The 24425-nt window shown below is 65.4% G+C and carries 25 protein-coding genes; 15 read left to right on the top strand and 10 right to left on the bottom strand.

The genetic code is table 11. The features are described from left to right. Window positions 1-85 precede the first annotated feature (85 nt). Together EF888_RS18205 and EF888_RS18200 are read left to right on the top strand one after the other, a co-directional pair. Window positions 86-1210 (top strand): efflux RND transporter periplasmic adaptor subunit, encoded by a 1125-nt coding sequence (locus tag EF888_RS18205; protein ID WP_109759456.1) that lies wholly within the window; start codon window positions 86-88, stop codon window positions 1208-1210. Next, window positions 1210-4335, top strand: a complete 3126-nt coding sequence (locus EF888_RS18200) for an efflux RND transporter permease subunit (RefSeq protein ID WP_109759457.1) — start codon at window positions 1210-1212, stop codon at window positions 4333-4335. The genes EF888_RS18205 and EF888_RS18200 overlap by 1 nt, the downstream gene beginning before the upstream one ends. 7 nt (window positions 4336-4342) lie before the next feature. Here EF888_RS18200 and EF888_RS18195 read toward each other — a convergent pair whose 3' ends face one another. The 8 genes from EF888_RS18195 to urtA form a co-directional block, all read right to left on the bottom strand. Further along, window positions 4343-5206, bottom strand: a complete 864-nt coding sequence (locus EF888_RS18195; protein ID WP_109759458.1) for an NAD-dependent epimerase/dehydratase family protein — start codon at window positions 5204-5206, stop codon at window positions 4343-4345. Continuing rightward, entirely contained in the window at window positions 5203-6003 is an 801-nt protein-coding gene (locus tag EF888_RS18190) for a glycosyltransferase (RefSeq protein ID WP_109759459.1), read from the bottom strand. Before EF888_RS18190 ends, EF888_RS18195 begins: the two co-directional genes overlap by 4 nt. Continuing rightward, window positions 6000-7217 carry an NAD-dependent epimerase/dehydratase family protein gene (locus EF888_RS18185; RefSeq protein WP_109759460.1) on the bottom strand — a complete coding sequence of 406 codons (1218 nt, stop codon included), beginning with the start codon at window positions 7215-7217 and terminating at the stop codon, window positions 6000-6002. The genes EF888_RS18190 and EF888_RS18185 overlap by 4 nt, the downstream gene beginning before the upstream one ends. A 79-nt stretch (window positions 7218-7296) precedes the next feature. After that, window positions 7297-7992 carry an urea ABC transporter ATP-binding subunit UrtE gene (gene urtE / locus EF888_RS18180; RefSeq protein WP_109759461.1) on the bottom strand — a complete coding sequence of 232 codons (696 nt, stop codon included), beginning with the start codon at window positions 7990-7992 and terminating at the stop codon, window positions 7297-7299. Between the two features lie 3 nt (window positions 7993-7995). Next, window positions 7996-8733 carry an urea ABC transporter ATP-binding protein UrtD gene (gene urtD, locus EF888_RS18175; RefSeq protein ID WP_109759462.1) on the bottom strand — a complete coding sequence of 246 codons (738 nt, stop codon included), beginning with the start codon at window positions 8731-8733 and terminating at the stop codon, window positions 7996-7998. Beyond that, window positions 8730-9962: an urea ABC transporter permease subunit UrtC gene (gene urtC / locus EF888_RS18170; protein WP_109759463.1), complete on the bottom strand. Its 1233-nt coding sequence runs from the start codon at window positions 9960-9962 to the stop codon at window positions 8730-8732. Before urtC ends, urtD begins: the two co-directional genes overlap by 4 nt. Window positions 9963-9966: 4 nt before the next feature. Next, on the bottom strand, window positions 9967-11922 hold the full coding sequence (gene urtB, locus EF888_RS18165) for an urea ABC transporter permease subunit UrtB (RefSeq protein ID WP_109759464.1): 1956 nt from the start codon (window positions 11920-11922) through the stop codon (window positions 9967-9969). 65 nt (window positions 11923-11987) lie between these two features. Beyond that, window positions 11988-13271 (bottom strand): urea ABC transporter substrate-binding protein, encoded by a 1284-nt coding sequence (gene urtA, locus EF888_RS18160; RefSeq protein ID WP_109759465.1) that lies wholly within the window; start codon window positions 13269-13271, stop codon window positions 11988-11990. A 400-nt stretch (window positions 13272-13671) separates the two neighbouring features. On the opposite strand from urtA, the gene EF888_RS18155 reads away from it, so the two are divergent. The 13 genes from EF888_RS18155 to EF888_RS18100 all read left to right on the top strand — a co-directional run bounded on the left by EF888_RS18155 (window position 13672) and on the right by EF888_RS18100 (window position 22442). Next, window positions 13672-14478 (top strand): urease accessory protein UreD, encoded by an 807-nt coding sequence (locus tag EF888_RS18155; RefSeq protein WP_241239731.1) that lies wholly within the window; start codon window positions 13672-13674, stop codon window positions 14476-14478. Window position 14479: 1 nt separating this feature from the next. Beyond that, a complete protein-coding gene (locus EF888_RS18150) occupies window positions 14480-14782 on the top strand; it encodes an urease subunit gamma (protein WP_109759466.1) in 303 nt (100 codons plus the stop codon). Between the two features lie 8 nt (window positions 14783-14790). Beyond that, window positions 14791-14961 carry a hypothetical protein gene (locus tag EF888_RS21965; protein WP_164721752.1) on the top strand — a complete coding sequence of 57 codons (171 nt, stop codon included), beginning with the start codon at window positions 14791-14793 and terminating at the stop codon, window positions 14959-14961. Next, a complete protein-coding gene (locus EF888_RS18145; RefSeq protein WP_109759467.1) occupies window positions 14958-15263 on the top strand; it encodes an urease subunit beta in 306 nt (101 codons plus the stop codon). Before EF888_RS21965 ends, EF888_RS18145 begins: the two co-directional genes overlap by 4 nt. 81 nt (window positions 15264-15344) lie before the next feature. After that, window positions 15345-15647, top strand: coding sequence for an antifreeze protein (locus EF888_RS18140; RefSeq protein ID WP_109759468.1), 303 nt, complete (start codon window positions 15345-15347; stop codon window positions 15645-15647). A gap of 70 nt (window positions 15648-15717) precedes the next feature. Then, window positions 15718-17478 (top strand): urease subunit alpha, encoded by a 1761-nt coding sequence (ureC, locus tag EF888_RS18135; protein ID WP_109759469.1) that lies wholly within the window; start codon window positions 15718-15720, stop codon window positions 17476-17478. Between the two features lie 137 nt (window positions 17479-17615). Next, a complete protein-coding gene (locus EF888_RS18130; protein WP_109759470.1) occupies window positions 17616-17852 on the top strand; it encodes a DUF1127 domain-containing protein in 237 nt (78 codons plus the stop codon). 82 nt (window positions 17853-17934) lie between these two features. Then, window positions 17935-18402, top strand: a complete 468-nt coding sequence (locus EF888_RS18125; RefSeq protein WP_109759471.1) for an urease accessory protein UreE — start codon at window positions 17935-17937, stop codon at window positions 18400-18402. Between the two features lie 3 nt (window positions 18403-18405). Continuing rightward, window positions 18406-19029 (top strand): urease accessory protein UreF, encoded by a 624-nt coding sequence (locus tag EF888_RS18120; RefSeq protein WP_109759472.1) that lies wholly within the window; start codon window positions 18406-18408, stop codon window positions 19027-19029. Continuing rightward, window positions 19026-19661: an urease accessory protein UreG gene (gene ureG / locus EF888_RS18115; RefSeq protein ID WP_109759473.1), complete on the top strand. Its 636-nt coding sequence runs from the start codon at window positions 19026-19028 to the stop codon at window positions 19659-19661. The genes EF888_RS18120 and ureG overlap by 4 nt, the downstream gene beginning before the upstream one ends. Window positions 19662-19716: 55 nt before the next feature. After that, complete coding sequence (locus EF888_RS18110; RefSeq protein WP_109759474.1) at window positions 19717-20535, top strand: aldo/keto reductase; 819 nt, start codon at window positions 19717-19719, stop codon at window positions 20533-20535. Between the two features lies 1 nt (window position 20536). Then, a complete protein-coding gene (locus EF888_RS18105; RefSeq protein WP_109759475.1) occupies window positions 20537-21355 on the top strand; it encodes an SDR family oxidoreductase in 819 nt (272 codons plus the stop codon). 10 nt (window positions 21356-21365) lie between these two features. Beyond that, window positions 21366-22442, top strand: coding sequence for a Gfo/Idh/MocA family protein (locus EF888_RS18100; protein ID WP_109759476.1), 1077 nt, complete (start codon window positions 21366-21368; stop codon window positions 22440-22442). 1 nt (window position 22443) lies between these two features. Here the strand turns inward: EF888_RS18100 and EF888_RS18095 are convergent, their stop codons facing one another. Both EF888_RS18095 and EF888_RS18090 read right to left on the bottom strand, forming a co-directional pair. Then, window positions 22444-23556 carry a Gfo/Idh/MocA family protein gene (locus EF888_RS18095; RefSeq protein ID WP_109759477.1) on the bottom strand — a complete coding sequence of 371 codons (1113 nt, stop codon included), beginning with the start codon at window positions 23554-23556 and terminating at the stop codon, window positions 22444-22446. 2 nt (window positions 23557-23558) lie between these two features. After that, the gene (locus tag EF888_RS18090; protein WP_241239730.1) at window positions 23559-24362 is read right to left on the bottom strand and encodes an HpcH/HpaI aldolase family protein; all 804 of its coding nucleotides are present in this window, start codon (window positions 24360-24362) and stop codon (window positions 23559-23561) included. Window positions 24363-24425 lie beyond the last annotated feature (63 nt).

The following is a 24425-nucleotide window of genomic DNA, read 5'->3' as shown; positions in this document are numbered from 1 at the left end:
GGGTTGTCTTGTCCGGGCCGGCACCTGATATGTGCCTTGATCATCCATAAGCCTTCCGGCCGGACCCTGCATTTTCGTGGCGCACATGAGATTTCATACACTTCTTGCGATCATTGTCCTGGTCGTCGCCGGAGCGTGGGTCGCGACCGGCGAGTTCACCTCTGTCGGAAGTGAGGCTGCGGGCGAGTCGGCTGCTGCCGCGCCGGCGCCCGAGCCTGAGGCCGCGCCCGCCTCAGAGCCCGAATTGCAGACAGTGGCCTTCGCCTTTGCCACCAACAGCGACTACCAGAGGATGCTTCAGGTGTCGGGCGTGACGAAGGCCGACAAGGCGTCGGTGCTTGCCGCCCGGACGGCAGGTGTCATCGCAGCACTTCCGGTGGCGAAAGGCAGCGCGGTCGATGATGGCGACCTCATCATGGCGCTGGACGGTCCCGAGAAATACACGGCGGTCCAGGCCGCTGAATCGCTTCTGGAGCAGCGCGAGAAGGCCGCCGCGGCGGACCAGAAGCTGCTGGCGAGCGGTCAGGTCGGGCGTCTGCGGATCGACGCCTCGCAGGCCGAGCTTGTCGCGGCGCGGTCGGCGCTGGATGCGGCCCGTGCCGAAGTCGACCGGCTGGAAGTTCGCGCGCCATTCGCTGGCATCGTCGACGACGTCATGGTCGAGGCAGGCGCCTGGGTTCAGCCCGGTACGAACGTCGCGTCCATCATCGCGCTGGATCCGATCATCGCGACCGGCGAAATCAGCGAGCAGAACCTGCCAATGGTCTCCGTTGGCGGGACCGCCGAGGTGACCTTCGCGGATGGAACCACCGCCGATGGCGTGATCCGCTATATCCGCCGCGAGGCGTCGGACCTGACGCGGACGTTTCCCCTCGAAATCGCCGTGCCGAACCCGGACCTTAAGGTCTCGGCCGGCATGTCCGTGACGATCCGGCTGGAGGCGAGTCCGGTCTCGTCGATCCTCGTGCCGCGGTCGGTCATAACGCTTGGGCCGAAGGGCGAGATCGGCGTGCGCATCATCGAGGAAGACGACACGGTCGGCTTCCTTCCCGTGGAGATCGTCGACGACACCGCAAGCGGCCTGGTCGTGGCGGGGATCGAGGATGGGATGCGGGTCATCGTGTCGGGACAGGATCTTGTCAACGACGGGCAAAGCGTCGTCGGCGTCGATCAGACCGCCGCGGCGGCCGCGCTGCTGCCGAGCGAGTGATGGATATCGTCGGCCTCGCCATCCGGAACGCCCGGCTGACGATCTCGATCCTGATCTTCCTCATCATCGCCGGCGCGATGTCCTATGCGGCCATCCCGAAGGAAGCCGAGCCGGACATCCAGATCCCGATCATCTACGTCAGCATGAGTTATCAGGGCATCTCGCCCGAAGATTCCGAGCGTCTGCTGCTGCGTCCGATGGAGACGCGGATCAAGACCATCGCAGGGATCAAGAAGATGACCTCCACCGCCTACCAGGGCGGCGGTAACGTGCTGGTGGAGTTCATGGCCGGCGCCGACCTCGACAAGGCGCTGGACGACGTACGCAACAAGGTCGACGACGCGCGGCGCGACCTGCCGCAGGGCGTCGACGAGCCGACCGTCAACGAGGTGAACATCTCGGAGTTTCCGGTTCTGGTCCTGACGCTGTCGGGCGATGTGCCGGAGCGGGCGCTGGCGACGGCCGCGCGGTCCTTGCGAGACCGGATCGAGGAAATCCCCGGCGTTCTCGACGCGAACCTTCAGGGCGTGCGCGACGACCTTGTCGAAGCGGTGATCGACCGCACCCGGCTGGCCAGCTATGGGCTTCAGGTCGACCAGGTCGTGGCGGCGATCAACTCGGGCAACAGCCTTGTTGCGGCGGGGTCCATCGAAGGCAACCAGGGCCGCTATGCGGTTAAGGTGCCTGCGCTGATCGAGACGCTGCAGGATGCGGCCGATTTCCCGATCGTCGTCGGCGCCAATGCGACGGTCCGCGCCCGAGACGTTGCCGATCTGCGCTCCACGTTCAAGGATCCCACTTCGATCACGCGCCTGAACGGCGAGACCGCGGTGGCTATCGAGATCTCGAAACGCACCGGCGCCAACCTGATCGAAACCGTCGACAGCGTGAAGGCCGTTGCCGATGAGTTCCAGCAGCGGCTTCCCGACAGCGTGGCCATCACCTTCTCGCAGGACAAGTCGGTCACGATCCGGCAGCTTCTGGGCGATCTTCAGAACAGCGTGCTGACCGCGGTGATCCTGGTCTTCGTGGTCATCCTCTTCGCCCTGACCGTGCGGGCGTCCCTGTTCATCGGCCTTGCCATCCCGTCGTCGTTCCTCATGGGCATCCTGCTTCTGGACATGGCGGGGCTGACGGTGAACCTCGTCGTCCTCTTCAGCCTGATCCTGGCGGTCGGTATGCTCGTCGACGATGCGATCATCGTGACCGAGTTCGCCGAGCGGCGGATGCAGGAAGGCATGGAGCGCAAGGAGGCGTTCCACCTCGCCTCGCAGCGCATGGCGGGACCGGTGATCGCGGCGACGATGACGCGGGTCGCTGCCTTTTCGCCCTTGCTGTTCTGGCCGGGGATCGTCGGCGAGTTCATGAAGTACCTGCCGATCACGCTGATCGCGACGCTGTCGGCCTCGATGCTTTATGCGCTGGTCTTCACGCCGACGCTTGGCGCGGTCTTCGCCCGCAACACGCCCCCCGAAGAACCCAAGAAGGACGGGATCTACATGTGGGTCGTGAAGCGCGCGATGAGCCATCCGTTCATCGTCGTGTTCCTTGCCACCGCCCTTCTTGTCGCCGTGCCGATGGCCTACGGCAAGTATGGCAACGGCGTCGAATTCTTCCCCGATGTCGAGCCGGACTACGGCCTTCTCTACGTCCATGCGCGCGGCAACCTGTCCATCGACGAGAAGGACCGGCTGGTCCGTACGGCCGAGGAGCGCATCCTGGGCTGGCCGGGCTTGACGAGCGTCTATACGCGCGTCGGATCGGGCGGCGGCGGCTTTGGCCAGAACGTCGACGAGGACGTGATCGGCACGATCCAGTACGAATTCGTCGACTGGCGCGAGCGCAAGAACGCCAACGCGATCCTCGCGGACCTGCGGGTAGCCATGGAAGGCATTCCTGGCGTCGAAATCGAAGTGTCGGTGCCCCAGGCCGGTCCGCCCACGGGCAAGGCGATCCAGATTCTTCTGTCGGCGGATGACCCTTCGGGGCTGGCCGACACGGCGCGCGAAGTCGCAGCGATGCTGGAGGGGACGCCAGACGTCATCGACGTGTCGAACGGCCTGCCTCCGCCCGGTCTGGACTGGGAGATCAAGGTCGATCGCGCCAAGGCCGCGCGCTATGGCATCGGACCCGGATCCGTGGGCACGATGGTGCAACTGGTGACCGACGGCGTGAAGCTGACGGAGTATCGCCCGGCGGGGACCGACGACCCTGTCGAAATTCGTCTGAGACTGCCCCAAGAGGAGCGCACACTTTCGACGCTGGACGAATTGCGGATCGAGACCTCGCAGGGATCGGTGCCTTTGTCGAACTTCGTCACCCGCGAGCCGACGCCCAGTGTCGGAACGCTGACGCGCATCGACGGTGCGCGGACGGTGACGGTGTCCGCCGGCATCACCGAAGGCGTGCAGGCCGACGCAGTGCGGCAGCAGGTCATCGCGAGCATCGAGAAGATGAACCTCGCGGAAGATGGGATTAGATACCGTCTCGCCGGTGAGGACGAAGAGCAGAAGGAGGCGGGCGCCTTCCTCGCCAAGGCGGGCATGGCCGCGATCTTCCTGATTTTCGTGGTGCTCTTGGCGCAGTTCAACCGCTTCCTGTCCGTCGGTCTCGTGCTGGTCGCGGTGATCATGTCCACCATCGGCGTGTTCCTGGGGCTGATGATCATGGGCCAGCCCTTTGGCATCGTCATGTCGGGGATCGGGCTGATCGCGCTTGCGGGCATTGTGGTGAACAACAACATCGTGCTGATCGACACCTACGATCACCTCAGGTCCGAGGGCATCGACAAGCGGGAGGCGATCCTACAGACCTGCAGGGAGCGCGCGCGGCCAGTGGTGTTGACCGCGCTGACCGCGATCTTGGGCGTGCTGCCTATCGCCTTTGGATACAACCTCGAACTCATGTCACATGAGACGACCTCCGGCGCGCCCTCGACGCAGTGGTGGATTTCGCTCTCGAGCGCCATCGTGTTCGGCCTCGCATTCTCGACCGTACTCACGCTGATCGTCACGCCGTCGATGCTGATGATCATGACGCGGTCGAAGGACAGCCGTGTCGGACGGCGCTGGCAGGCGTTCAGGACTTTCTTCCGTCGCCGTCGCGGCCAGAAGCAGGGCGCCTAGCCGCTTTTCAGGCGGACAGAAGCGCGCGCAAGGTCGCGGGCAGCGCGCCCGGTCCCATGGGGGACCATCCGAGACGGCGCAGCCGCTGTGTGCCTGGCGCGCAAACAGCCGCCCGGTCGGCGGCGTCGGGCAGACGCGCCGGGATGCCTTTGAGGCAGGCGTAGAGGTCGAGAAGCTCGCGCCGGTCGAGTGTGAAGTCGGAGGCGTTGAAGACTACGGGCTCCAGCGCTTCGGAGGGAGCCTCGAGGAGACGGAGGATAGCGCGGGCAAGGTCGTCGGCGTGGACCTCGGTCCCGGCGCGGGGGGAGATCGGCACGCCTTCGTCATGGTCCTGGAAAAGCTGCGCCCACTTGTGAGGAACATTCGGGACGGGGGGGCCGTAGATGCCCGTCGCGCGGACGACGGCCACCTCGAAGTCCTTGGAAGACATGGCGGAGAGGGCGCGTTCCGCTTCAAGTTTCACCTCGCCGTAGAGGGTGTCGGGCTCTGGAGTCATCGTTTCGTCCAGAAGTGTACCCGGGGGATGCGTGCCATAGACCGCGCGCGAGGACAGGAAGACGACGCGTCCGACCCCTGCTTTGCGAGCGGCTTCGAAGAGCGCGACCGTTCCGTGCAGGTTCGTCCGGCGAAAGCCGTCGGGGTCCTCTCCCTCACCACCGCGATACCGGCCCGGGACGTGCGAGAAGGCGGCATGGACCAGCGCATTCATTCCGGCCAGATCGGCTGCCGTGTCGAGGTCCCAGGGACGATGCCTGGAGCCGAAGTCCGGGGGACGGCGGCCGAACGCCGTCACTTCGTGACCGGCGCCGAGGAGGCGACGCAGGACGGGATGGCCGACGAGGCCGGTCGCTCCTGTGAGCGCGACTTTCATTGCGCGGGTCCCTTGAGGGATGCTGTGTCCGGCACGGGGCCGCCGCCCGCGTAGGCCCGCCAAAGGTCGACAAGGGGCCACAGGGCGTCTGCCTTTGCGTGGTCCTGCCACGGTTTCTCGTATTGGTAGTGGACGACATTGATCGAGCCCCAGTCCCAGAGCTCCGGCAGGTTGATCCAGACGTATTGGAGCATGTTGTCGAAGACCGGAAGACCGTGCCAGGCAGGAAAGAAGGTCTGGAGAAAGGTCTGATCGGTCCGACGCCAGAAGGCGCCCGGTGCATCGAGCGCCGCCATCATGGCGTCGAAGGTTTCGGGAGCGGGGTGCGCGGTGAAGACACCCGAGTTGAGCCGGTGAAAGTCGGTGAGGCTCTCATAGACGTTCGGCGCAGCCGAGAACTCGGGATAGTCGAACAGGCGGTCGATGTTCCTGAGCACAAGCGTGTCGGCGTCGAGGAAGACGACGCGGTCATAGGGTAACTGCCAGAGCCGCAACTTGGCGAAGTTGTCGAGGGGTGTGTGAAAGGCGGGCTTCTCGCCCTTGGTGAAGGGCGCCACCCCGTGCAGGCGGTCGCGGGCGTGGGCGTCGTTGAAGGCGGCGGAGGTCGGCAGAAGGTCGACCGGGACGAGGGACGCTCCCCGGTCGGCAAGGGCGGTCAGCGCGTCGGAAGGAACGCCGCCCGTGTGCATGACGACACGATCCGCCGAGGTCCCGCTGAGGTCGAGCGAACGCAGAAGCGCGCCCGCCCCAAGTGCGAAGTCGGCGTTGGTGACCAGCGTGACGTAGGCGCGTTTCACGACACCCGCCGAAGGCCCTTCTTCTCGGGATCATGGTCGACCTTGGTGCCCAATTCCTTCGTCCAGGCCGAGACGGCGGGAACGCGGCTACGGTCGATCCGATGCGCATACTTGCGGGCCACCTCGACCACCTCGGACAGAAGGCCATCAGCCAGGGTGGTGGGGTCGAGACCGAGCGCGCGGAACTGGTCGTTCTTCACGATCAGGTCGTTTTCGGCGGCTTCCTTGCGCGGGTTCGGCAGATAGGCGACCTCGGCCCCGCTCAGGCGGGCGACCAGCTCGGCGAGGTCGCGGACACGGTGCGTTTCCGTCATCTGGTTGAAGATCTTCACGCGGTCGCCGGCTTCGGGCGCATCGCCCAGGGCGAGCTCGATGCAGCGGACCGAGTCCTGGATATGGATGAAGGCGCGGGTCTGGCCACCGGTGCCGTGGACGGTCAGCGGATAGCCGATGGCGGCCTGGATCAGGAAGCGGTTCAGGACGGTGCCATAGTCGCCGTCGTAGTCGAAGCGGTTGATGAGCTGCTCGTGCCGGCGCGTCTGGTCGGTGTGCGTGCCCCAGACGATGCCCTGGTGCAGGTCGGTGATCCTCAGGCCGTCGTTCTGGGCGTAGAACTGGAAGAGGATCTGATCGAGCGACTTCGTCATGTGATAGACCGAGCCGGGCTTCGTCGGGTAGAGGATTTCCTGGCTCCTCTTGCCCGAAGGCGTGTCGATCTCGACGTCGAGATAGCCCTCGGGGATCGGTGCGCCGACGCTGGAATAGCCGTAGACGCCCATGGTGCCGAGGTGGACGAGGTGGGCGTCGATGCCGGTTTCCACCAGCGCGGCCAACAGGTTGTGTGTCGCGTTGGTGTTGTTGTTGACGGTGTAGACCTTGTGACGGTCGGATTTCATCGAATAGGGCGCGGCGCGCTGTTCGGCGAAGTGGATGACGGCGTCGGGCGTCTCGTCGGCCAACCAGGCCTTGAGGCGCTCGTATTCCTTGGCGAGGTCGAGGAGGTGAAAGCGGATGCGCCGCCCCGTCTCCTGGTGCCAGATTCGGCAGCGCTCCTGGATCGAGTCCATCGGCGTGAGGGACTGTACGCCGAGTTCAGTGTCGATCCAGCGGCGCGAGAGGTTGTCGACGATGTGGACCTCGTGCCCGAGGTTCGACAGGTGCAGCGTCGTGGGCCAGCCGACGAAGCCGTCGCCGCCTAAGATTGCTATTTTCATGGGTCAGCCCTTTCCGCGTTGTCGGCCCCAGCCTTGACCCAACAATGTAACGGCGAAACGACGTCAAGCAAGCTGGCGCTCAGACCGTCACGGCCTTCAGCAGGTCCTCGCGCGGAATATCACCTATCGCGCCTTGCATAGTGACGGCGCCGCGTTTCAGGACGACGACGCGGTCGGCGAGAGCGCAGGCGAAGTCGAAATACTGCTCGACGAGGACAATGGCCATGTCGCCCCGGTCGCGGAGTTGGCGGATGACGTTGCCGATCTGCTGGATGATGTTGGGCTGGATGCCCTCGGTCGGCTCGTCGAGGAGCAGGAGCTTCGGGCGGGTGATGAGGGCGCGGGCGATCGCTAGCTGCTGCTGCTGCCCGCCCGATAGGTCGCCGCCGTTGCGGTGCTTCATTTCCTTCAGGACCGGGAAGAGGTCGTAGATTTCGGCCGGGATGCCGTGCTCGGACTTTGGCAGGCAGGCGAAGCCCGTCTCGAGGTTCTCTTCGACCGTTAGTAGGGGAAAAATCTCGCGGCCCTGGGGCACGTAGCCTACGCCGAGGCGGGCGAGGTCGTGAGCGCGGAGCCTGCCGATGGTCCGTCCGTCGAGCGTGACCTCTCCGCCGGTGCGCGGGTGGGTGCCCGAGATCGCCTTCATCAGGCTTGTCTTGCCGACGCCGTTGGTGCCCATGACGCAGGTGACTTGCCCCAGTGCGGCGTCGAGAGAGATGCCGTTCAGGATCTGCGAGTGGCCGTAATGGAGGGTGAGGTCGCGGACGGTGAGCATGGTCTAGCGCCCCAGGTAGACGTCGATGACGCGCGGGTCCGACGTGACGTGATCGAGGCTGCCCTCGGCCAGAACCGAACCTTCGTGCAGCACGGTGACGCGGCAGTTCAGGCGGCGGATGAACTCCATGTCGTGCTCGACGACGACGACGGCGCGGGTCTTCGCGGCCTCGACGAGAATCGATGTGGTGTGCTCGCGTTCGGATGGCGTCATGCCGGCGGCGGGCTCGTCCACGAGAAGAAGCTTCGGGTCCTGCGCCAGCAGCATCCCGATCTCGAGCCATTGCTTCTGGCCATGGGACAGCTCGCCCGCCTTGCGGGCAAGCTGGTCGGAGAGGGCGATCTCGGAGGCCAGAGCCTCTACGCGGGCGAGGTCGTCCGGTTTGGGTTTCCAGAACAGGACCGAGAGGGGGCCGCGCTCGTTCTTCAGCGCCATAAGGAGGTTGGCGTGGACGGTCTGGTCCTCGAAGACCGTGGGCTTCTGGAACTTCCGCCCGATCCCCTCTCGCGCGATCTGCGCCTCGGACATGGACAAGAGCGACTTCGACTTTTCGCCCCAGATCACGCGGCCCTCGTCGGGGCGGGTTTTTCCGGTGATAATGTCCATGAACGTGGTCTTGCCCGCGCCGTTCGGGCCGATGACGGCGCGCATCTCGGCGTCCCCGATCTGGAAGGACAGGTTGTTGATCGCCTTGAAGCCGTCGAAGGAGACCGAGACGCCGGAGACTTCGAGGAGGCTCATTCCCCGGCCTCCCTCTCGCGGAAGCTGCCCTGGTCGGGTCCGAGGTCGGCGCCGTGTCGGTCGGGCGCACGGCGACCGGTCCAGAGATCGACGAGGCCGCCGATGCCCTTGGGCGCGAAGAGCGTGACGCCGACGAAGGAGAGACCCAGGACGATCAGCCACCAGTCGACCCATTTGATCGTGTAGACCCCAAGCGGGATGTCGGGCGCCTGTCCACCGGTGAACCAGGACGAGACGAGGCTGACGAAGGTCGCGCCGATGACCGCGCCGTAGAGACGTCCGCGGCCGCCGATGGCCACCCAGACCACGAGGTAGATCGAGGCGATCGGCGCGATCTCGGCCGGGTTCACGATCCCGGCCTGAGGGTAGTAGAGCGCCCCCGCGATGCCGGCGATCATGGCCGTGAGGGTGAAGACGAAGAGCTTGTAGCCCTCGACCGAGTAGCCGAGGAAGCGGACCCGCGCCTCGTCGTCGCGGATGCCGCGCATCACCGAGCCGAACTTGCCCGAGACTATCCAGGCGGCAAGGAGGTAGCCAAGCCCGAGAGCGGCAGCGGAGGCCCAGAGGAACCAGATCGACACTTTCGACTGCGGGACGGAGCCGAGGCCGGGAAGGTTCTGGAGGCCGGAGAGGCCGTTGTTGCCCCTGAGCCCGCTGTCGTTCTGGAAGAGGTAGAGCGCGAGGGCCAGCGTCATGGCCTGCGTCAGGATCGAGAGGTAAACACCCGTGACGCGGCTACGGAAGGCGAGCCAGCCGAAGACGAGGGCGAGGAGGCCCGGGACGGCCACGACCATGAGAAGTTGCAGGAACAGGCTGTCGGCGAAGGCCCAGACGACGGGAAACTCGTTCGAGCCGACGACGCCGAAGATCTGGGTGCCGATGCCGTCGACGATCTCCTGCGGGGTCGGCGGGATGGGGGCGTTTGCCAGCGAGCGTTCGACGATGGCGCGCGTGCGCTCGTACATCAGCCACATGCCGATCATGTATCCGCCCAGGCCGAAGAATGCGAAGTGGCCCAGCGACAGGATGCCGGTGTAGCCCCAGACGAGGTCGAGAGCGACGGCGATCAGGCAAAGGCACAGCGTCTTGCCGAGCGTCTTGGTGAAGGAGGTCGAGATGTCTCCGGTGCCGTAGGCCTCGCCCAGGATCGTGACGCCGATGGTGAAAGCGGCGAGCAGCACGAGAAAGATCGGGACCGACGGGTTGCGGGCGAAGAAGCTGGTTCTCATGGCCTCAGTCCCCCGCCGCGCGGCCTTTGAGGGCGATGATGCCCCTTGGCCGGAACTGGATGAAGATGATGATGAAGATGATCATGTAGGTCTGGGCGGCGAGGGTGTTCGACGGGTTCGCCCATTCGATCCCCTTTTGCAGAAAGCCGATCATCGTCGCGCCGAACAACGTTCCCCAGATGTTGCCGACGCCGCCGACCACCACGGTCATGAAGCTTTGGACGATGTAGTCTGCGCCAAGCTCGGACGTGACCTTCGCATAGAGACCGATGGCGACGCCGGCGATCCCCGCGATGCCCGAGCCGAGGCCGAAGGTGAGCATGTTCACGCGGTCGGGGTTGATGCCCATGCTGCCCGCCATGCGACGGTTCTGGGTCACGGCGCGGGTCTCGAGCCCGAAACGGGTGCGCTTCATGATGAAGAGGAAGAGGGCGAGGAACATGAGCGCCAGCACGAAGATGGCGATACGGATGTAACTGATCGATACGATGTCGTTGATCGACCAGGCTCCGTCCAGCCAGGAGGGTGCGGTCAGGGGCCGCGCCTGGGTGCCGAAGATGTTCTTGGCGAGTTGCTGAAGCGCGATGGAGATTCCGAAGGTCGCGAGCACCGTCTCGAGCGGGCGGTTGTAGAGGTGGCGGATCACGAGGCGTTCCAGGAGGACGCCAGCGGCGAAGGTGACGGCGAAGGCGAGGGGAATGGCGACGAGGATTGACGCCGTGTGGTTCGGGATCAACTGTTGGGTGACGTAGCCCGTGTAGGCGCCCATCATGATGAGCTCGCCATGAGCCATGTTGATGACGCCCATGACGCCGAAGGTGATGGCGAGGCCGATGGCGGCCAGGAAATAAATCGAGGCGAGGGACAGGGCGTCGAGCCCGAGGTCGATGGCTTGCGCTATGCCGACTCGGGTCGAGATGGACCGAAGCGTGTCGCGCGCGGCGTCAGTGACGGCGGCGGAGGGTTCGACGTAGACCTCGGCGAAGGAAAAACGGGCGAGTTCGTCGTCGATCTCGATTTCGGTGATGCCGGGCTGGACGGTGCCCGCCTCGACCAGGGCGGCATAGGCGCGGGCGCGGGCCTCCTGCGTGTCGAGGTCGGCGACCGGAATGCCGGCAACCGCGCCATCGACGATGTTGGCGGCAAGGGCCGATTTGACGGTGTCGTTGTCGAGCCGGGCCGGGACGAGGCCGTCCGCGACGAGGAGGTCGTAGGCGGCGGCGACGGGAAACGCTTCGGATCCGGGGCGCAGTTGCCGGGCGACGTTCGCCTCGGCCGCTATTCCGCCTTCGAACACCTGAAGGCGCGTCGTCAGGATGGGGTTCAGCGTGGCGCGCACGTCCACGCCGGTATCGCCTTCAAGGCCCCGGATCGCCTCGATGCGGGCCGGCTCGTCGGGATCGAAGGCGGCGGTCAGGAGACGCACGAGGCGCTCCTTGCGGGCGAGGATAGCGGGATCGGCCTCGCCCTCCAGCGATCCCCGGAGGGGCACGAGAGCCTCGGGGTCCGGGCGGCGTTCGAGCGAGAGGAGCGCGGAGCGGCGGTTCGCGGGGTTCGGGTCCATGAGTTGGAACTGGACGAGCGCGGTTCCCAGAAGCCCGCGGATGCCGCTGTTGGGCTTGATCTGTTCGAGGTCGTCCTTGTCCGCTGTCCCGGCCTCGGCGCCCGTGTCGAAGTCGGTGAGGGTGTAGCTGCGCCCCTCGGCCGGATCGGCGCGGAAGAACAGCCCGTCCGAGGTGCGGACCCAGATATTCTTGTCCTGCCAGGCTTCGAGCACGGTCTGGGCCTGCGGCAATCCGCTGGAGGCCATCGCCTGGATCGCGGGTTCGATGGTGCGCCGCGAGCTTTCGAGGATGATTTCGCGGTGTTCCTGAAGGATGTCCTGGATCGGTGTGTCCTGCGCGGAGGCCTCGGTGAGCCCCGCCAACAGGCAAAGGAGTGCCGTGGCCCAAGTCCGCATTCTGCCCATCCCCCGGAAAGTGTGCCTGAAGGGGGGAGGCCCCTTCAGGCAGCGGTCGCGTCAGGTCAGTAGTTCGACTTGATCTGGACGCAGGTCTTGGTCTCGGTGTTGTACATGCCACACTCGAGGTCCTTCCAATCGGACTCGAGCACCGCCGATTCCGGGAGGAAGTCGGTCCAGGCATCGCCCGCCACCGGCTCGGTCTCGGAGACGATGTCGAACTGGCCGTCGGCCTGGATCTCGCCGATCAGCACGGGCTTCGAGAGGTGGTGGTTCACGCCCATCACGGCCGTGCCGCCGGTCAGGTTCGGGAACTCCTGCCCCCACATGGCGGAGCGTACGGCGTCGACGTCGGTGGTGCCGGCGGCGGTTACTGCGTTCACCCACATGTTGAAGCCGATGTAGTGGGCTTCCATCGGGTCGTTGGTCACGCGATCGGTGCTGCCGATGAAGTCCTGCCAGGCGGCGATGAATTCGGCGTTCGCGGGCGTGTCGGCGGACATGAAGTAGTTCCAGGCCGCGAGGTGACCGACGAGGTTGGTGGTGTCGAGGCCGGAGAGCTCTTCCTCACCGACCGAGAAGGCGACGACGGGGATATCGTCGGCCGAAATGCCGGCGGCGGCGAGTTCCTTGTAGAAGCCTACGTTGGCGTCGCCGTTGATCGTCGAAATCACGCCGACCTTCTTTCCATCGGCACCGAGGGCGACGACGTCAGCCACGATCTTCGACCAGTCAGAGTGTCCGAACGGCGTGTAGTTCACGAAGATGTCTTCCTGCGCGATGCCCTTGGACTTCAGGTAGGACTCGAGGATGTTGTTCGTCGTGCGCGGATAGACATAGTCGGTGCCCAGGAGCGCGAACTTCTCGACGCCGAGCTCTTCGAGGAAGTAGTCGGTGGCCGGGATCGCCTGCTGGTTCGGGGCAGCGCCCGTGTAGAAGACGTTCTTCGAGCTTTCTTCGCCCTCGTACTGGACGGGGTAAAAGAGGAGGCCGTTCAACTCCTCGATCACCGGCAGGACCGACTTCCGCGAGACGGAGGTCCAGTTGCCGAAGATCACGTCGACCTCGTGAACGGTCAGCAACTCTCGCGCCTTCTCGGCGAAGAGCGGCCAGTCGGAGGCCGGATCGACCACGACCGCCTCGAGTTCGCAGCCGAGAACGCCGCCCTTCTCGTTCTGGGCGGCCACGAGCATCTCCATCGTGTCCTTCAGGGTGGTTTCGGAAATGGCCATCGTGCCGGACAGCGAGTGCAGCACGCCGACCTTGATCGGGCAGTCCTGGGCCAGGGCCGGACCGGCGAGCGCCGCGAGCAGCGCGGTTCCGGCCAGTGTCGATTTCAGATTTGTCATCCTTCGTCTCCCCGCAGGGCGCGGGTTCCTTGCCAAATGGCGAGGAACGCCTAGCTCGACCCTGCAACTTAAGTTGTTGCACCAGTGCGGCGGCCCGGAGCTCCACTTCCATCGGCTGCCGCACACCCCCAGATTTTTTGGCAACATGCGCTGCCAGTGGGCACCCAAATCGATTCTGGATGGGGCGCGGCTTGGCAATCGTACTGCCCAGCTTTTCTGCACTGCGGCGTTCCTTGCACAGAATTTTGGCGCATTACCCTGAGTAGTGCCGAAAAATTGGGCGACGACGCTTGGTGTGCCCGCATTCGGGCGAAAGCAGCGGACAACAGCGTCTGAGAATGGTGAAACGGTCCGGCGAACGGGGGGATGCGACCGCTTGACTGCCTTGCCGACATTGATCGTGACAGACGCGCAACCCCGCGCCGTGGGGTCCGTGTCGCTGAAGGTGACGGCGTCCGACCGCGGCACCGAGATTGCGAGGCTTCGGCACGAAGGGTCCATGCGCGCCCTCTTCCCCCGGCGCGACAGTCAGCGCATCACGGCGGTTCTCGTCAACACTGCCGGAGGGGTAACCGGCGGCGACCGCTTCAGCGTCCGCGTCGAGGCGGGCGAGGGCGCCGACATCACCATCACGACGCAGGCGGCCGAGAGAGCCTATCGTGCGCAACCTGGCCAGACCGGCCGCGTCGATACCGTTCTGACGATCGGTCCGAACGCGCGCCTGGCCTGGCTCCCGCAGGAAACGATCCTCTTCGACGGTTCGTCGCTCGAGCGGCGCCTGACGGTGGATCTGGGCGCGGGGGCGTCGGCGCTGATCGTCGAGCCCCTGATCTTCGGCCGACGTGCCATGAACGAAGGCGTCAGCAGCGCCAGGCTCTCCGACCGGATCACGCTGCGCCGCGACGGTGTGCCGATCTATCTCGACCGTATCTGCATGGAGGGCGATCTCGTCGCCCGTATGTCCCGTCCGGCAACCGGGCAGGGGGCGGCGGCCACCTCGACCGTGCTTTTTGCCGGAGAGGGCGCCGAGGCCAGGCTTGCGGCGGCGCGCGCCATTCTTCCCGAGACGGCCGGCATCAGCCTGGTGCGCCCGGGCCTTCTCGCGGCGCGACTTCTGGCCGAGGACGGCTTCGATTTACGCCGCGCGCTTCTGCCCCTGATCCGGCTTCTCGCCGACGACGACCTGCCAAGACCCTGGATGATCTGACATGAACCTGACTCCTCGAGAACGCGACAAGCTTTTGGTGGCCATGGCCGCTGAAGTCGCCCGCAAGCGTCTTGCGCGCGGCGTGAAGCTGAACCACCCCGAGGCCATCGCGCTGATTTCCGACGCCGTCGTCGAGGGCGCACGCGACGGGCGCTCGGTCGCCGACATGATGGAGGCGGGCGCACATGTCATCACCCGCGACCAATGCATGGAGGGGATCGCCGAGATGATCCACGAGGTACAGATCGAGGCCACCTTTCCCGACGGCACCAAGCTCGTCACCGTTCACAACCCGATCCGATAGGAGATAACATGCGGTTTCTCATCCTTTCCTGTCTTCTGGCCGCATCGCCCGCGCTTGCGCATGAAGCGACCTTGCCCCACGCCCACACCGACTGGGGCCTTCCCGCCGGCCTGTGCCTGATTGCGGTGGCCGCCGTCGGCGCGGGGCTGAAGGCAAGGGTCGCGCGGGTCCGCCGATGATCCCCGGCGAACTCTTCCCGGCCGAGGGCACGCTGACGCTGAACGCGGGGCGGGAGGCGGTCACCCTGATGGTCGCGAACACGGGTGACCGTCCGGTGCAGGTCGGCTCGCACTATCACTTCGGCGAAGCGAACGCGGCGCTCGAGTTCGATCGGACGGCGGCCCGGGGAATGCGGCTCGACATCGCCGCCGGAACGGCCGTGCGCTTCGAGCCGGGTCAGAGACGCGAAGTCCAACTCATCCCCATCGCTGGCGCGCGCCGCATCTACGGCTTCAACCAGAAGGTCATGGGCGCGTTATGACGGTACGTCAGCGCAACCGAAGCGAGGCAGAGGAGTTGACTGCACGAAGCATGTTGCCACAGGAACAGATCGGACCGTTTAATGAACAACCACGCGTTTGGCTGGTGGGGTCTGTCGATCCGCACCGCGCAGATGATGGCCGAGGCCCAAATGGTCATGGCGTATCGCATGATGGGCATGGCGGGCGTCTGGCCCGTTTCGCCGTCCGAGAACGCCCGCATGATGTCCGAAAAGATTCCGGCCTTCATTTCGGCGTCGGGGGCCGCGACCTCCGCTGCCATGTCGGGCAAGCGACCGGACCAGATTCTCGAGGCGGCGCTGAGGCCGATAGGATTGAAGACGCGCGCCAATTCGCGGAGGCTCGGAAAAGAGACGCGCCGCTAACGACGCGCTTCGCTTTCGCATCGGGTCGTCGTCCCAGCAACCGTGACTCGATGCACAGCGGAGCCGTCTGATGCCTGCCACGATTTCCCGCGCCTCCTATGCTGCCATGTTCGGACCGACCACCGGCGACCGGCTGCGGCTCGCCGACACCGACCTCATCATCGAGGTTGAGCGTGACCTGAGCGCCGAAGCTGTGGGTCGGGCGACGAACGGCGGCACTGGCCCCAATTCGGCGGTTTACGGCGAAGAGGTAAAGTTCGGCGGCGGAAAGGTCATTCGCGACGGCATGGGGCAATCCCAGTCGACGCGGGCGCAGGGCGCTGTCGACACGGTCATCACCAATGCGCTCGTGCTGGATCACTCGGGCATCTACAAAGCCGACATCGGTCTCCGCGACGGCCGCATCGCCGCCATCGGCAAGGCCGGGAACCCGGACACCCAGCCCGGCGTGAACATCGTCGTGGGGCCGGGGACCGAGGCCATCGCGGGAGAAGGGCGCATCCTGACCGCTGGCGGGTTCGACAGCCACATCCACTTCATCTGCCCACAGCAGATCGAGGATGCCCTGCACTCGGGCCTGACGACGATGCTGGGGGGCGGCACCGGCCCGGCCCACGGGACGCTTGCCACCACTTGCACGCCGGGACCCTGGCACCTGGCGCGGATGCTTCAGGCGGCGGACGCCTTCCCCATGAACCTTGCCTTCGCCGGAAAGGGCAATGCCTCGCTTCCCGCCGCTCTGGAGGAACAGATCAGGGCCGGGGCCTGTGCGCTGAAGCTGCACGAGGACTGGGGGACGACGCCCGGCGCCATCGACTGCTGCCTGACGGTGGCGGACGCGATGGATGTGCAGGTGATGATTCACACCGACACGCTGAACGAGAGCGGCTTCGTCGAGAACACGGTCGCCGCCATGAAGGGCCGGACGATCCACGCCTTCCATACCGAGGGTGCGGGCGGCGGACACGCACCGGACATCATCAAGATCTGTGGCGAGGCCTTCGTGCTGCCGTCGTCCACCAACCCGACGCGGCCTTTCACCGTGAATACCGTCGAGGAACATCTCGATATGCTGATGGTGTGCCACCACCTCGACAAGTCGATCCCCGAGGACGTGGCCTTCGCCGAAAGCCGCATCCGGCGCGAGACCATCGCGGCCGAGGACATCCTGCACGACATGGGCGCCTTCAGTATCATCGCGTCGGACAGCCAAGCCATGGGCCGGGTAGGCGAGGTCATCATCCGGACCTGGCAGACCGCCGACAAGATGAGGAAGCAGCGCGGGCGGCTGGCCGAGGAGACGGGCGACAACGACAACTTCCGCGTTCGCCGCTATGTCGCAAAGTACACGATCAACCCGGCCATCGCGCACGGGCTTTCGCACGAGATCGGGTCGATCGAGGTGGGCAAGCGCGCAGACCTCGTCCTATGGTCGCCCGCCTTCTTCGGGGTGAAGCCCGAGATGGTGCTGATCGGGGGGACGATCGTGATGGCGCAGATGGGCGATCCCAACGCCTCGATCCCGACGCCGCAGCCGGTCTATTCGCGGCCGATGTTCGGAGCCTATGGGCGCTCGGTCGAGAACTCTGCGGTGGTCTTCGTGTCGGAGGCGGCTCAGGCAGATGGGATCGGTAACCGGCTGGGACTTGCGAAGACCACGCTGGCGGTCAGGAACACGCGGGGGATCGGCAAGAAGGACCTGATCCTGAACGACGCGACGCCACACATCGAGGTGCATCCCGAAACCTACGAGGTGCGTGCGGATGGAGAGCTTCTGACCTGTCAGCCAGCAGAGGTGCTGCCGATGGCCCAGAGGTATTTCCTATTCTGAACAATTTGTTAACGGTCTGCCATGCACAAGACGCATGGCGCATCTTCGAGGATGGCATTGGTAAGGGCAGCACGGCTGACTTATCTGGATTGGAAAGGGAGGAAACCGAAGCTTGCAGTTGAAAGAGGGTTTCCACATTGGCACATGCAGCACAACCGACGACGGCTTACGTCTCGTCCGACCGTTCGATCTTCGAAGTTCTGGGACGCGCCCTGCACGCCTTCGGGAAGGCGTTCTCGATGCAGGCGGGGATGCAGACCCGGATGAACCGCATCTCGCGACTGAACGCGATGTCGGACGCGGAACTGGCGGAGCTTGGCATCCAGCGCGACAGGATCGTGCACCACGTCTTCCGCGACATCTATTACGTCTGAACCGGACGCTGGCGGCCGCGGGGAGATCCCTTGCGGCCGCAGCCGCGTTGCGTGGTCCCGCCACTGGATCGGGACGCGTGCCATGAGCCTAGTCGCGCAAACCGTCCGCAAGGCCGGCGACTGGTCCGGCGCCTCGGACTGTTGCGTCCTGTCCTACGACGAGCGTTTCTTGCGTCGCAAGAAGCTGTCAGGGGACGGCGGGACGGACTTCCTTGTCGATCTCGAAAAGACCACATCGCTCGGTCACGGTGACGCCCTCGTCCTGTCTGACGGCAGGCTAGTCGAGGTGATTGCTGCGCCCGAGGATCTTTATGCTGTGACAGGTCCCGACCTGGCGCGCCTGGCCTGGCACATCGGCAACCGCCACACGCCCTGCCGGATCGAGAGGGATCGCCTTCTGATCCAGCGCGATCCTGTGATAGGCCACATGCTGGAGCATCTGGGGGCGTCGGTCGTGGAGGTCGTCGAGCCGTTCACTCCCGAGGGCGGTGCCTATGGCCATGGCCGCACGCACAGCCACGAGCACGGGCATTCCGCCCATGCCCACTAGGCGATGACGCGCGATCTTCTCACTCTGGCGCAATGGCTTTCGCCGGCGTTTCCAGTCGGTGCCTTTGCTTATTCCCAAGGACTTGAAGTCGCGATCCGGGACGGCCACATCGCCGATGCGAAGGGGCTGACGCTCTGGGTCGAGGACGTTCTGGATCACGGCGCTGGCCGCTCGGACGCGATCCTGCTTGCCGCTGCGTGGCGCGGTGAAGACGTCGACGAGGTGGCGCGCGCCTTTCAGCCCACGGCCGAGCGGCTGCGCGAGACCGAGAGGATGGGCGAGGCGTTTTCGCGCACCGTCCGCGCGGTCTGGGGACTTGGCGTGGCCGATGCGCCTTATCCTGTGGTCGTCGGCCGCGCCGCGGCTCTCCGCGGCATCGCCGTCGAGGACACGGCGGCCCTCTATCTTCACGCTGCCGCGGCGACGCTTGTGTCTGTCGCCGTCCGCCTTGTGCCTCTGGGGCAGACCGAAGGGCAGGCGGTGCTTGCCTCGGTCACACCTCTCTGCGAACGGATCGCGCGCGAGGCCGCCAACTCGACGCTCGACGACCTGTCGTCGTCGACCTTCCTTGCCGACATCGCCTCGATGCGGCACGAAACGCTTGAGCCGAGGATATTCCAGTCATGACGCTGAACGGCCCCCTTCGCATCGGCATCGGCGGCCCCGTGGGCGCCGGCAAGACGACGCTGACGGCGCGTCTGGCGGAGGTGCTGAGGGACACGCATTCCATCGGCGTCATCACGAACGACATCTACACTCAGGAAGATGCCGAGGCCCTGATGCGGATGCAGATCCTGCCCTCGGACCGTGTCATCGGAGTCGAGACAGGCGGCTGCCCCCACACCGCGATCCGCGAAGATGCCTCGATCAACCTCGCCGCCGTGGCCGAGATGGTGAAGCGTCACCCCGAGGTAGAAGTGGTGCTGATCGAGTCGGGCGGCGACAACTTGTCGGCCACCTTCTCGCCCGAGCTTGCCGACCTCACCGTCTATGTCATTGACGTGGCGGCGGGCGAGGAGATTCCCCGCAAGGGTGGCCCTGCAATCACGAAGTCGGACATCCTCGTCATCAACAAGACCGACCTTGCCCCGCATGTCGGCGCCAGCCTTGAGGTGATGGACCGCGATGCGCGGCGGATGCGGGGCGACCTGCCCTTCGTGTTCACGGCCCTTCGCCATCGGCAGGGCGTGGACGCAGTCCTGGCGCATATCGCCGAGATAGGCGGGCTGGACCTGACCCGAAGGCCCATCACGGCCTGATCGCCCTTGCGTCCGTCGTGGCATGTTAGCCATAACGGCAGCGGGAGGATGCGCTATGAACCTGCTCTACACGGGCGTCAACCAACGCGGCTTCGGAACATGGCCCCTGACAGGGGACACGGCACGGCGCGCCGTTCTTGACGCGGTCGAGGTCGGTTATCGCGCCTTCGACACGGCACAGATGTATGGGAACGAAGCAGAGGTCGGCGCCGCGCTGGCCGAATGCGGCGTGCCCCGGTCCGAGCTTTGCATCACGACAAAGGTCCATCCCGACAACTACGACGAGGCGCGCTTTCTGCCGTCGGTGGAGGAGAGCATCAAGGCTCTTGGCGGTGAAGCGCCCGATCTTCTGCTTCTTCATTGGCCGACCCTTGGAGGAGACGTCGTGCCGGCGCTGACGCTTTTGCAGAACGCCTTCGAGCGAGGTTTGGCCAGGAGTATCGGCGTGTCGAACTATACCATCGCGCAGATGGAGACTGCGGTGTCCGTTCTGGACGCCCCGGTCACGACGAACCAGGTCGAATTCCATCCGCTTCTGGACCAGAGCAAGCTGCTGGCTGCCGCCTCGCGCCTGGGCATTCCGCTGTCGGCCTATTGCTCGATCGCGCGCGGCAAGATCTTCGAGCACCCAGAGCTTGCGGAGCTCGGCGAGGCGCACGGAAAATCCGCGGCGCAGGTGTCGCTGCGCTGGATCCTCCAGAAAGGCGTGAGCCCGATTTCCATGTCGACGAAGCCCAAGAACATGCGGGCGAATTTCGACATCCTGGATTTCAGCCTGTCGAACGTCGAAATGGCGCGGATCGACGAATTGGCTGCTCGGGTGCATCACCGGATCACCGCGTCCGTGCCCTGGGCACCCAAGTGGGACGTCTGACGTGAACCGGATCGACGGAGCAGTAGCGGTCGTCACCGGCGGTACGCAGGGACTGGGTGCGGCCATCGCACGGCTCTTCGCCCGTGCCGGTGCGGCGGGGATCGTGACCTGCGGGCGGAATGCGGCAAAGGGGAGGCTTGTCGCGGACGGAATCGCCGAGCTGGCTCCCGAGACGCAGGTGGAATTCGTCGCCGCCGACCTCGAGTCTGTCGAGGACTGCCGGAGCGTCGTCGCGGCGGCGGATCAGGTCTTCGGGCGCGTCGACATCCTGGTGAACGCGGCCGGCCTCACGGATCGCGGCAACCTGCTGAACACGACGCCCGAACTGTTCGACCGTATGTTCGCCGTCAATGTGCGCGCCCCCTTCTTCCTGATGCAGGAGACGGTCAAGCTGATGATCCGCGAGGGCGTCGAAGGGCGCATCGTCAATATCGGCTCGACGTCCGAGCGCGCCGGCCAGCCCTTCATCGCGCCTTACTGCGCGTCGAAAGGCGCGCTTGCGACGCTCACACGCAACTCCGGCTATGCGCTGATGCGCAACCGCATCCGGGTGAACCAGCTCGATATCGGCTGGATGAATTCGGACCACGAAAGGGCGCTTCAAGCCGAGGAGTCGGGCGACACCGGCTTCATCGACCGCGCGGCGTCGTCGATGCCGTTCGGGCGACTGCTCGAGCCGGAAGAGGTGGCGAAAGCGGTCCTGTTCCTCGCGTCCGAGGACAGTGGCATGATGACGGGCTCGGTCGTCCATTTCGACCAGTCCGTCTGGGGCGGCTACGACGGTCAGGCCCCGGCGCCGGCCGAACCGCTGACATTGTGAGGAAATTTCCATGAAGAAAGTGCGCTACGCCATCGTCGGGGCCGGCTGGATCAGCCAGGTGGCATTCATGCCGTCCGTCGCGAACTCCGGCAATTCCGAGATGACCGCGATCGTCACGGGCAATGCCGAAGCGGCCAGGAAACTGACCGACTTTTACGGGATCGGCCGGACCTGCGACTACGACGGATATGACGCTCTATTGGCAGAGGACGTGGTGGATGCCGTCTACGTGGCGCTCCCGAACTCGATGCACGCCGAATACGCCATCCGCGCGATGAAGGCCGGCAAGCACGCCATTGTGGAGAAGCCGCTCGCGATCTCGGTCGAGGAGTGCGAGGAGATGATCCGCGTCGCAGAGGAGAACGGCGTCTTTCTGATGACAGCCTACCGCTTGCACTCCGAGCCGGGGACAATCGAGGTGTTGGAGCGTCTACGGAAGGGCGAGATCGGGAAGCCGAAGCTGTTCGCTTCGACCTTTTCGTTTCAATCACCGGACACGAACCACCGGCTGAAAGGCGAACACTGGGGCGGACCCTTGCAGGACATCGGTGTCTACTGCCTCAACGCCTGCCGGCATGTCTTCGAAGCCGAGCCGGTCGAGGTCCACGCGATGAAGGTCCACGGCAACGGCGATCCGCGCTTTACCGAGGTCGAAGGGTCTATGGCCGTGACGCTGCGCTTTCCCGAGGATCGGCTGGCGCAATTCATCGTCAGCTTCGAGAGCGGCGAGACGGATTTCTACACCGTCATCGGCGAGACCGGTTCGATCCTCGTCGAACCAGGCTATCGGTTCCAGGTCACGCCGAAGATCAGGGTCTCGCGCGGTGACGACCACCAGACGGTCGAGGTTCCGGAAAGCGATCATTTCGGGGGGCAGGTCGCATACTTCTCGGATTGCATCCTGACAGGTAAAGCGCCCGAGCCCGATGGCGCCGAGGGGCTGGCGGACGTGGCGATCATGCTGGCGATCGAGCAATCCGCCAAGACTGGCCAGCCGCAGAAGGTCAGCCTGCCGCCGCGCCCGCGTCACCCCGAGCCGTCGATGGTGCGGACCGTTCCGCGTACCGACCGACGTCTCGTGCTCTAGTTCAGACGTCGAGCCACCGTTCTTCACGCGAGGAGCGGTGGACGGTCTCGACCAGGTGCTGGATGCGCCAGCCGGCGCGGAAGTTGAACGGCTCTTCCGCCTCGCCGAGAATGGCGCGGACGTATCCCGCGACCTCGATGGCCTTCAGGTCGTTGAAGCCGATCTGGTGGCCCGCTGCGACACAGAAATTGCCGTAAGGCGGGTGATCCGGGCCGGCCTCGATGCGGCGGTAGCCCTGTCGGCCCTTGCGGTCGTCCGTGTCAAAGTAGTGGAGCTCGTTGAAGCGCTCCTGGCTGAAGGCCAGACCGCCTTTCGAGCCGTAAACCTCGAAGTCGTGTTGCATCTTGCGTCCCGTCGCGAGCCAGTTCGCTTCGACCGAGCCCGAGGCGCCGGACGAGAACCGCAACAAGGCTCGTCCGATGTCGTCGACCTCGATTCTACGCGGTCCATCCCGAGATGGACGTTCGGGGATGTGCGTGACGCAGTCCCCCATGACGCGGGTGATCGGGCCGCAGAGGTATTCCGCCGTTGCCAGCGCATGGCTGCCTATGTCGGCGAAGGCGCCGCCGCCGGCCGGGTCGTGGCGGAAGGTCCAGGGGCCTGCTGCGTCACGCATGTAGTCTTCGGCGTGCACGCCGCGCCAGGCGCGGATCTCGCCCAGTTCACCGGCCTCGATCATCTCCTTCGCCAGCGCCAGCATGGGATTGCAAAGGTAATTGAACCCCACTTGCGTCATGATGCCCGCGGCCTCGGCGGCTTCGGTCATCTCGCGCGCGTCGTCGGCAAGCGGGGCGAGGGGCTTTTCGCAGTAGACGTGCTTTCCGGCGGCGATGGCTGCCAGCGCCATCTCCTTGTGAAGCGCGTTCGGGGCCGTGATGTTGACGATGTCGATGGACGGGCTCTCGACGATCCTCCGCCATTCAGTGGTCGCCGTCTCGAACCCGAACCGGCGCGCGGCGCTGTTTGCGGCGTCGTCCGTCACGTCCGCGACGGTGTCCAGGACGAAGCGCACGGGCAGGTCGAAGACCTTTTCGGCCGTGGCATAGCCGAAGACGTGGGCCTGGCCCATGAAGCCGGTGCCGATCAACCCGACCCGCAGTTCCCTTTTCTTCAACGTCAGTATCCTTCGGTGGCCGTTCCGGCGCGTCCGGTGTCGGTGAGGGTGCGGAAGCGCGTCACGGTCGCGCCGGCGGCCTCGGCAAGGAACCGCGAATCGCCTCCGACCGTCACCATGTCATAGCCCCAGCCAAGCGCTTCGGCAGCGTATTCCGCGGACCCGCAATGGAGTGCGGCATGGATGCCGTTTGCGCGCGCGGCCTCGGCGATGCGCTGCTGGGCATCCATCACTTCGGGTTCGCGGCGGTCGAAGCCGGGTGCGAGGCGGCCGTTGCTGATCCCGATCGACAGGTCGGCGGGTCCGACGTAGAGACCGTCGAGACCGGGCGTGGCGGCGATCTCTTCGAGGTTATGCATCGCCTCGGCGGTTTCGATCATGGCGAAGGCGAGGACGGCCTCGTTCGCCGTGGTGCCATAGCCGGGATAGGCATAGGCCGCGCGGGTCGGACCATAGCTGCGCTGGCCAAGCGGCGGATAGCGCATGTAGGAGACGAATTCCTCGGCCTGCGCGCGGCTGTTGACCATCGGGCAGATGATGCCAAGCGCTCCCGCGTCGAGGAACTTCATCACCCAGGTCGGATCGCGCCACGGCACGCGGGCGAAAACCACGGGTCCACGGCCGCGCAGCGCCTGGAGCATCGGCAGGAGCGCCGAATAGTCGAGCGCGCCGTGCTGGCCGTCGATGGTCAGCGAGTCGAAACCCTGGGAGGCCATGATCTCGGCCGTGAACGGACTGCCGATCGACAGCCACCCGTTCAGCACCGACCGACCCGCAGCCCACACGTCGTTCAATGGGTTTTTCACCTCATCCTCCCTGAAACGTTTTGATATCTTTTGAGGCAAAGCGCCCGTCGTCGCCGCCAGCAT

Origin of the sequence: Silicimonas algicola (assembly GCF_003970735.1) — a bacterium.
GTDB classification, from domain to species: domain Bacteria; phylum Pseudomonadota; class Alphaproteobacteria; order Rhodobacterales; family Rhodobacteraceae; genus Silicimonas; species Silicimonas algicola.
Note: the sequence above shows the minus strand (reverse complement) of the source record. Positions and strands in the feature narration are given on the sequence as shown.